The sequence below is a fragment of the Roseateles sp. genome, assembly GCF_031397715.1.
GTDB lineage: Bacteria > Pseudomonadota > Gammaproteobacteria > Burkholderiales > Burkholderiaceae_C > Paucibacter_A.
Genome location: NZ_JANNMI010000057.1, coordinates 1 through 8130 on the forward strand (window position 1 = coordinate 1; position 8130 = coordinate 8130).

Consider the following 8130-nt stretch of genomic DNA (forward strand, 5'->3'; position numbering starts at 1 on the left):
AGATCCGGGGTGGTACTAAACTCACTGACTGAAACCCCCACCCAACCGGCACTTGCTGTATTTATTTTTGCAAGCCGGTAACCTTCGGCTGAAAAAGCACTTACCAGCATCTGCCCGCTTTCATTTACTACCGGATGATAAATACCATTTACATTATCTGTTACGCTGAATATTTCTTTACTGCTGAGTAAAACGGCAAAAACTTTATCTGCATGGTTATTCATACAGCTGAAAAATACAGTATCGCCCTTTACAAAAGGATAACCCATTACATTAAAACCAAAGGGTGTTAATGCTTCTGTTTCGCCATTTGCAAGATCTACTTTTACCATCGCCATTTTCCCTTCGGGGTTACGAACAGCAGAAACAGCAGCATTGGGGTTTATATATTTTGTTTGTGTAAAAAAATAATTATTTGGATTGGGAAGAGAACGGATGATCTTTCCGGAAGCTGCATCTAAACGAACCAGGTTATTATTACCATCGGGGTTAACACTCACCGCAATGATCTCTGTTCCAGCTTCATTGATATCCGGCGAAAAGTATTTTGACCTAAAACCGATCTGTTTTTGCTCCTTGGTATAAATGTCAAGCAGTTTTATTACACTATAATCCCTGTTGCCCCACCTGGGATCCGACTGGTATGCAGCATAGACGATCTTTCCATTACGGTAAGCATAATATTCATCAAGATTAAGATCTTTTATCCTTAGCTTTTCTTCCTTACCATTTATTAAAATATAAAAAGCAGACGGTTCTTTATAAGATCGTTTAGATAACAGGATACTATCGTTGCTTATATAAGCCGGGTATTGGTAATCAACCACATTATTTTTTTGTGTACCGGTAATATAATTGAGGGCAGTTGTTTTGCTATTGGATGAGACCGACTACAGCAGGTTCTCGACCATGCCGATGCGCTCTAACCTTGAGCCCGCACGCAGCGCCTCGGCCACTTCCTGGGCGTTGACGCCGGCCACTGCCGCGATCGCCGCAAAAGCTTCCTGGGCGGTGTTGACCTTGAACTCGACCAAGGCGCCGCGCAGTTCGCGCTGATAGCGCGCCAAGGTGCCGTAAAGCAGCAGCGCGCGCTCGGCCGGGTTCAGCTGCAACAGCGTGCCCAGCGCCTCGATATTTTTTTCGACCAGGGTCGATTCGCGTTTCAGTTGGCGGTCCAGCCATTCGCTGGTGGTGGCCAGCAAGGCCATCATGTCCTTGGGCGCGTCCTTGACATATTCGTCCAGGTAAAAGAACAGCGTGGACTCCGAGAATGGGCCGGTCCAGACGCCGTGGCGCTGCAGAAACGCCTCGTCGCTCAGGCTCTCATGGCCACGCCACAACTCATTGGCCAGGCAGCGCTGGTTCAGGTAGTCGCGCAGGCGGCTCAACACACGGGGCGGCCAGACCAGATGGCGGCCGGTGAAGGACAGCAGTCCGTTGAAATCGCGCCGCAAATTGAAGCGCCCCGCATGTTTGACGGTCAAGGTCAGCACAAACTGCGTGCACATCCGGTCGAGCACCGGCGCCTCCTTGAGGCCCGGTGAGGGCAGTACACGAGCGTCAGCCAAACGCTTGGCCATGATGGGCGGCTCCTTGCAGTCCTGTGCACCACAGACTGCGCGGCGCTGCCCGATCTTGTCTCAGCGCGGCGCCGAGGACAAGAGGCCGGCGAGCTGTTTTTCAGGGCATTTTCAGTGCATCACCACCGGTTGATGGCCCATCTTGGCGTAGCCCTCGATGAAATCATCCAGGTCTTCTTCGCTGGGATCTTGTTCGATCAAGGCCTCAACGCCGTCCTGAAACTGCTGGGCCAGCGCACCCTCGATGAAAATTTCTTTGCGACTGAACTTGTCAACAATTTCGAAGCCGCCGCGGTTCAGCTGCAGCTCCGGATTGGCAAGCAAAAATTCCCCCGGCAGGGGCTCGGCCACTTGAATGTCGAACTTGACGACACTGAAACTGGGGGAGTTGTAAAGCATGTGCATGGTGGCTCCTTTCAGCGTCAACTGCGGCCAGCGGCGCCTGTTTCAAGTCTTATCGGCAGAAACAGGACCTGGCCGTGCACAAATAATGTCAGAACTCCGATCTATTCGGCGAAATGGCCAACAAGATTCATGTTCAAAGCGTCAAAAGATACCGACTCACCCCCTGAATCAGGGTTGCGACAAACCCTCGTCCAATAATTGCAAGTCCCACCCGCGCCCGTCGGGCAGGCTGTACAAAACGCGTACCGGCATGTGATGGCGGGCGGGGTCCAGCCAAAGTTCGATTTCACCGCTGTAGGCGCCGAGCGCCGCACGGCGCAAATGCACGGCGTGCAAGACCCGGCCGATGGGCAGCTCGAGGTCTTGCGCCGGCAAGACCTCGAAGATCCATTCCCTGGCTTCGCCCCGCAAGCCGACCACCGGTATGCGCAATTCCCGGCCCGGCACAAACGCGTGCGGTGCGGCCGCCACGGTGGCGGCCAGCTGCAACCACCAACTGATGCGGTCCTGCACACCGTCCGCCATCGGCACCTGCTCGGCGCTGGCCGAAAAGCTGACCCGGTCTTGCTGCTTACCCTGGCGGAAGTTGGTGGCTGCCGCGTCACGCGGGGCTTGGCCGGCCCGACCGGTGTCTTGCTGGGTGAATCGCTCGGGGCTCAGCCCTTGCGAATTCAGCCGCCCTTCACTGCGCGAACCGGGCAGCAAGCGGCCGTCCAGTTCGCGTTCCATGCGCAAGCTGTAGACCGCACCGTCCGGCCGCCAAGTTAGCTTGGCCTCACCTTGGCGTCCGCTTTGCAGCAGCAAATAGCGCCAGTCGATGGCCGGCGGCAGCTTGGGTCTGGCAGCGCCGGCCAAGGGCGAAATGGCTTCCACGGTCGGCGCGTGCTCCGCTTTGGTAGCGAGGGGCCTCGGCTGCTTAGGCTTAGGCTGCGCCGGTGGCGCTGTCACCGGCGCCGGTGTTGGCGGCGCAGCTTCATGCTGCAGGCTGACCTTGACGGCGGGCGCGCGCGACGGGACACGCGGCTCCGCGGTTTGCCGAGTCGACAGCAACAGCCCATGCGCCGCAAGGCTTAACACGGCCGCCCAGGCCCAGGCCCGGCCCTTGCCGGCGGCAAAAACCGTTAGGGGTTTGAACAGGGGATCGCGGTGCATTGGACAATGCTGCCTGTGTTTGCGCCTCACTTGCAGATTTTTACTAGCCTCTTCGATGAAACTTGCCACCTATCAAGACGGGTCGCGCGACGGCCAACTGGTCGTCGTGTCCCGCGATCTCAGCCAAGCTCACTACGCCAACGGCATCGCCACGCGCATGCAGCAGGTGCTGGATGACTGGGGGTTTTTGTCGCCGCAGTTGGATGAGCTCTACACCCAGCTGAACCATGGCAAGTTGCGCCACGCTTTCAACTTCGAGCCCAAGCAATGCATGGCGCCGTTGCCGCGCGCTTTCCAGCGGGTCGGCGGTGGCGCGTATCTGAACCATGCGGAACTGCTAGGCCAAAGCCCGCTGGGCGAACCCTTGATGCAGCAAGGCGGCAGTGATGATTTTCTCGGCCCCTGCGAGCCGGCACGCTTCGCCGCCGAGGCGATGGGCCTGGATTTCGAGGCCGGCCTGGCCGTGGTCACCGGCGATGTGGCTTGCGGTGCTTCGGCGGCGCAGGCGCTGGACGGGGTGCGCTTGTTGATGCTGGTGAATGACTGGCGGCTGCGCAATTTGCCGCCGGCCGCTTTGGCCAGCCGGCCCGCCTGCGCCTTCAGCCCGGTCGCCTTGACCCCCGACGAGCTGGGCGCCGCTTGGAGCGCTGGGCGGGTTGACCTGCCGCTGCAGGCGATGTGGAACGGCCGCAAGGTCGGCCTGTGCGAGGCCGGGCCGGAGATGGGCTTTCACTTTGGGCAGTTAATCGCCCACGTCGCCAAAACGCGCCGCTTGCGCGCCGGCAGCATCATCGCTTCGGGCGCGGTCAGCAACAAGGACGCCAGCCGAGGTTTCTGTTGCATCGCCGAGAAGCGTGCGCTTGAGGCCTTGGAGTCGGGCCAGGCCAAGACCGAGTACATGCAATTCGGCGATAGCATTCGGATCGAAATGAAGGGGCGCGATGGTCTCAGCCTGTTTGGCGCCATCGATCAAGATGTCACGTCGTTGTCTGAGGCCGTCGTGACTGGACACTGAAAACCGGAGTCACTATGCAACGCAGGCAATTGATGATTTTGGGCGCCACGCTGCTGGCCGCTTCACCGCTGACTTGGGCGGCGGTCACCGAAACCGATGCGGCGTCGGGCATACGCCTGGCGCTGGAGCGGGGCGCGGAAAGCGCCATCGCCGGTTTGGGCAAAACCGATGGCTTCATGGGCAACCCAGCCGTCAAGATCGAGCTGCCCGGTTATTTGAAGGACGGCGCCAAGCTCTTGAAGATGACCGGTCAGGGCAAGCAGGTGGATGACTTGCTGTTGGCCATGAACCGCGCGGCCGAAGCCGCGGTGCCGGCGGCGCGGCCCTTGTTGCTGAATGCGGTCAAGTCCATGAGCGTCGAGGACGCGCTGCAAATCGTCAAGGGCAGCGACGACTCGGTCACCCAGTTCTTCGCCGCCAAGACCCGCGAACCGCTGACGGCGCAGTTCTTGCCCATCGTCACGCAGGCGACGCAGAAAGTTGCGCTGGCCGACAAATACAACGCGGTGGCCGGCAAGGGCGTCGGCTTCGGCCTGGTCAAGAGCGAAGACGCCAATATTCAACAATACGTGACCAAGCGGGCGCTGGACGGTTTGTTCTTGATGATTGCCGAAGAAGAACGCAAGATTCGCAAAGACCCCTTGGCCAGCGGCAGCGCCTTGCTGAAGAAGGTGTTTGGCGGCTAGTTTGGTTCAGTCGGCCGTCCAGTGGACAATAGGCGCTTGATTCCTTTTGTAGTTTTCAGCGCCCGCCCATGAACGAACCTCTTACACCCGCGCCAACTTTGGCTTTGGATACTCCTGCTGAAGCTGCCGCTGATGTTGTGACCGACGTTGCGACCGATGTCGCGAACGACGCCGTGGTCGAAGCTCCTGCTGTCGAAGCCCCCGTGGTCGAGGCCGAACAGCCCGCCGGCCCGGCCGCCGTCACCGTCACCAACGCCGTCGAGATGAGCCCGGCCGCTTGCGCCGCCAAGCTCAAGGAGCTGTTTCCGGCCCTGTTCGGCGGCGGTGGCGTCAAGCCTTTGAAGCTGCGCGTACAGGCCGATATTCAAGAGCGCGCGCCCGGCGTGTTCACCAAGGCGCAGCTGTCGGCCTTCTTGCGCCGCCATACCGGCAGCACCAGCTATCTGATGGCCATCACCAAGGCCCGCACGCGCTTCGATCTGGACGGCCAGCCGGCCGGTGACCTGATCGACGAGCACCGTGTCGTGGCGGTCGAAGAGCTGACGCGCCGCCGTGGCCTGCAGCAAGAACGTATCGACTTGGAACAAGCGCAGGCGCGCAACCGTGCCGGTCTTTTGCATGACTTCGAGAACACCACCCTGACCCTGCCTAACTTCTGCGCGCTCAAGGGTGTGACGCCCGAGGACTTGCCTGGCTTGCTGGAGATTGCCCGCCAGGAAGCGGCCGCGCGGCCGCCGGCGCGGGAAGTGCGTGATGCGCGCGACAGCCGGCCCCAGCACGCACCGCGCAGCCGTGAGCGCACGCAAGAGCGTGACGCTGGACGTGGTGGCCGTCGCGGGGGGCCACAGGGTCGGTAGCAGCCTCAGTCCTTGATCGGAGCCTGTTCCGCCGCAGGTCGGCGCTCCTTTCTACAATAGCGGCATGACTACCGCCTCCACCATCAACTACACCCGCGGCGCGGCGCTGCCCGCCATCCTGCAACAGCGCATCGCGATTCTTGATGGCGCCATGGGCACGATGATTCAGCGCTACAAATTGACTGAGGCCGATTTCCGCGGCGAGCGCTTCGCCGACCACCCCAAGGACCTCAAGGGCAACAACGATTTACTCGTGCTGACCCGGCCCGATGTGATCAGCGAAATCCACGAGCAATACCTGGCCGCCGGCGCCGACATCATCGAGACCAACACCTTCGGCACCACCTCGGTGGCGCAAGAGGATTACGGTCTCGAAGACTTTGCCTACGAGATGAATGTGGCGGCGGCCCGCATCGCCCGCGCCGCTTGCGACAAGTACAGCACGCCCGACAAGCCCCGCTTCGCCGCCGGCGCGCTTGGCCCCACGCCGCGCACCGCCAGCATCAGCCCCGACGTCAACGACCCCGGCGCCCGCAATGTCGATTTCGACACCTTGCGCGCCGCCTATTACGAGCAGGCCAAGGGGCTGCTGGAGGGCGGGGTCGATTTGTTCCTGGTTGAGACGATTTTTGACACCTTGAACGCCAAGGCGGCGATCTTTGCGCTGGATGAGTTGATGGAAGACACCGGTGAGCGCCTGCCGGTGATCGTCTCCGGCACCGTCACCGACGCGTCCGGCCGCATCCTGTCGGGCCAGACCGTGACCGCTTTCTGGCACTCGGTGCGCCACGCCCGGCCGCTGGCCATCGGCCTCAACTGCGCGCTCGGCGCGACGCTGATGCGGCCCTATATCGAGGAGCTGTCCAAGGCGGCCGGTGCGACGGCGATCAGCTGCTACCCGAACGCCGGCCTGCCCAATCCGATGAGCGACACCGGTTTTGACGAGACACCGGATGTGACCGGCCGGCTGATGGAAGAGTTCGCCCGCAGCGGCTTTTTGAACATCGCCGGCGGCTGCTGCGGTACCACGCCGGACCATATCGCGGCGATTGCCGCCCATGTGTCGGCCTACAAACCGCGCAGCAGCGGGCAGAAGTTCTTCAGCGAGTTGGTGGCGGGATAGCGGGTAGCTTGGAGTGAGCCTGCGAACTCCAAAATTCATCGGCAAGCAAAGGTTTGCAAATGTTGCCGCGCGGACATTTCTCAACCCAATCCGCGAGAGCCATCAGGCGGCGTGACTAATCGTCAATCGTCGAGAAGTCCAGCCACCAACGAGTAAGCCTGCGACAGTGGCATGGCTCCACGTTCTACCGCCTCAATCAGCTGGAATGCCTTCTGGGGCGAGACGGCACCTTTCTCGACGACTTCGCGCAGGGAAGTGATGAATCTGTTTCGATCCGGCGCGGTGACGTCCTGAGCCAACTCGTGGCGCTGCATTTCTTGAAGGCGCTCCCGGTAAACCTGAAGCAATTCACGTTTACGACCTTCCGACAGACCACCGTTACGGATCAGACGAGACGCTCCGTAGGCCAGTGCCCCACCCGCCAGCGCTGCACCGACAATCCATCCCACGGGCGTGGCAGCCACGAAGGTCGGGCCCAGCCATGAGAAAGCGGCCGTGATCACGGGATACGCAGTGGCTCCTGCAATCGTTGCCACGGTGCCGGCTGCGGCGGCGCCGAGGCCAATCCCCACCGAAGTGATGCCGACATCGCCAAGAATCCGCACGCGATCCGAGGGCGAGGCCTCCAGATCGTCAATGACCTTCAGCAGTTGCTTCTTGCTAATTTCTTTGTGCTTGCCCATCGCAAATCTACCGGCTGAACTCGGCGGAAACTGCCATCAGCGTATCGATGAGCAACTGGAAGAAAGTACGGGCAATCTCGATCACGTCTTGGGTAATGCTGGCGAAGCCCGCTTCGCCAGTCAACTTACCGCCTTGTGCCTTGTCCATGCGGTGGCCGCCAATGGCACCGATTGCGATGCCAAGCGGTAAAACGATGGGGGCCAGGAGATACCCCAAGACAGGGATCGAAGCGATGAGCGAAGACACGGCCGCGCCTAAGGCGATGCCGGTTGCCATATTGGGGTGCTTTTCGATGAACTCGATCAACTTGAGAACAACGATTTTGCCGATGCTGAAAGTCTTCTCGCCAATCGTCTTGACGAATTCCAGCAGCTCTTTCAGTCGGATGGCGACCTCCGAGGGAAGGCCCATCTCCGTCAAGCGGATGTATAGATCGCTGCTGCTCGCAATTTCGGCTTCTACCTGCCACAGCGCCAGCTCCAGTCTGGCTTGTGGCAATGTCATTGTTGTGCCCATCTACGTTGATCCCCGTTTGTTTGATTTTTTAGGGATAACCGTTCACCACGCGCTCCCCCGTGGAAGTCGGGGGCTGAGAAAGCCGAGGCTCAGGCCCGGGCATTCGTCCTTC

At 60.2% G+C, this 8130-nt stretch carries 9 protein-coding genes and 1 pseudogene; 4 read left to right on the plus strand and 6 right to left on the minus strand.

Translation table 11 applies throughout. The annotated features are described in order from the left end of the window. The 4 genes and pseudogenes from RMO57_RS02635 to RMO57_RS02650 all read right to left on the minus strand — a co-directional run. Nucleotides 1-827 (minus strand): hypothetical protein (locus RMO57_RS02635; protein ID WP_310383945.1); only part of this gene is annotated, 827 nt, incomplete at its 3' end. 66 nt (nt 828-893) lie between these two features. Then, nucleotides 894-1580 (minus strand): annotated as a pseudogene (locus RMO57_RS02640) (ATPase); the annotation flags it as partial. Nucleotides 1581-1691: 111 nt separating this feature from the next. Further along, nucleotides 1692-1985 carry a DUF3567 domain-containing protein gene (locus tag RMO57_RS02645; protein WP_310383947.1) on the minus strand — a complete coding sequence of 98 codons (294 nt, stop codon included), beginning with the start codon at nt 1983-1985 and terminating at the stop codon, nt 1692-1694. Nucleotides 1986-2153: 168 nt separating this feature from the next. Continuing rightward, nucleotides 2154-3137: a DUF3108 domain-containing protein gene (locus RMO57_RS02650; RefSeq protein ID WP_310383949.1), complete on the minus strand. Its 984-nt coding sequence runs from the start codon at nt 3135-3137 to the stop codon at nt 2154-2156. A gap of 55 nt (nt 3138-3192) precedes the next feature. Between RMO57_RS02650 and RMO57_RS02655 the strand changes: the two genes are divergently transcribed. From RMO57_RS02655 to RMO57_RS02670, 4 genes are all read left to right on the plus strand, one after another. Further along, a complete protein-coding gene (locus RMO57_RS02655) occupies nt 3193-4152 on the plus strand; it encodes a fumarylacetoacetate hydrolase family protein (protein ID WP_310383951.1) in 960 nt (319 codons plus the stop codon). Nucleotides 4153-4166: 14 nt separating this feature from the next. Beyond that, nucleotides 4167-4838, plus strand: a complete 672-nt coding sequence (locus tag RMO57_RS02660; protein WP_310383953.1) for a DUF4197 domain-containing protein — start codon at nt 4167-4169, stop codon at nt 4836-4838. Nucleotides 4839-4975: 137 nt separating this feature from the next. After that, the gene (locus RMO57_RS02665; RefSeq protein ID WP_310383955.1) at nt 4976-5695 is read left to right on the plus strand and encodes a ProQ/FinO family protein; all 720 of its coding nucleotides are present in this window, start codon (nt 4976-4978) and stop codon (nt 5693-5695) included. Nucleotides 5696-5759: 64 nt separating this feature from the next. Continuing rightward, entirely contained in the window at nt 5760-6818 is a 1059-nt protein-coding gene (locus RMO57_RS02670) for a homocysteine S-methyltransferase family protein (RefSeq protein WP_310383957.1), read from the plus strand. A gap of 122 nt (nt 6819-6940) precedes the next feature. Here RMO57_RS02670 and RMO57_RS02675 read toward each other — a convergent pair whose 3' ends face one another. Then, the gene (locus RMO57_RS02675; protein WP_310383959.1) at nt 6941-7501 is read right to left on the minus strand and encodes a hypothetical protein; all 561 of its coding nucleotides are present in this window, start codon (nt 7499-7501) and stop codon (nt 6941-6943) included. Between the two features lie 7 nt (nt 7502-7508). Then, nucleotides 7509-8018: a hypothetical protein gene (locus RMO57_RS02680; RefSeq protein ID WP_310383961.1), complete on the minus strand. Its 510-nt coding sequence runs from the start codon at nt 8016-8018 to the stop codon at nt 7509-7511. Nucleotides 8019-8130 lie beyond the last annotated feature (112 nt).

Excerpts from the sequence above, each read along its gene's own strand:
- RMO57_RS02645 (WP_310383947.1), bottom strand. The coding sequence starts at position 1,985 with ATGCACATGCTTTACAACTCCCCCAGTTTCAGTGTCGTCAAGTTCGAC.
- RMO57_RS02650 (WP_310383949.1), bottom strand. The coding sequence starts at position 3,137 with ATGCACCGCGATCCCCTGTTCAAACCCCTAACGGTTTTTGCCGCCGGC.
- RMO57_RS02655 (WP_310383951.1), top strand. The coding sequence starts at position 3,193 with ATGAAACTTGCCACCTATCAAGACGGGTCGCGCGACGGCCAACTGGTC.
- RMO57_RS02660 (WP_310383953.1), top strand. The coding sequence starts at position 4,167 with ATGCAACGCAGGCAATTGATGATTTTGGGCGCCACGCTGCTGGCCGCT.
- RMO57_RS02670 (WP_310383957.1), top strand. The coding sequence starts at position 5,760 with ATGACTACCGCCTCCACCATCAACTACACCCGCGGCGCGGCGCTGCCC.
- RMO57_RS02675 (WP_310383959.1), bottom strand. The coding sequence starts at position 7,501 with ATGGGCAAGCACAAAGAAATTAGCAAGAAGCAACTGCTGAAGGTCATT.
- RMO57_RS02680 (WP_310383961.1), bottom strand. The coding sequence starts at position 8,018 with ATGGGCACAACAATGACATTGCCACAAGCCAGACTGGAGCTGGCGCTG.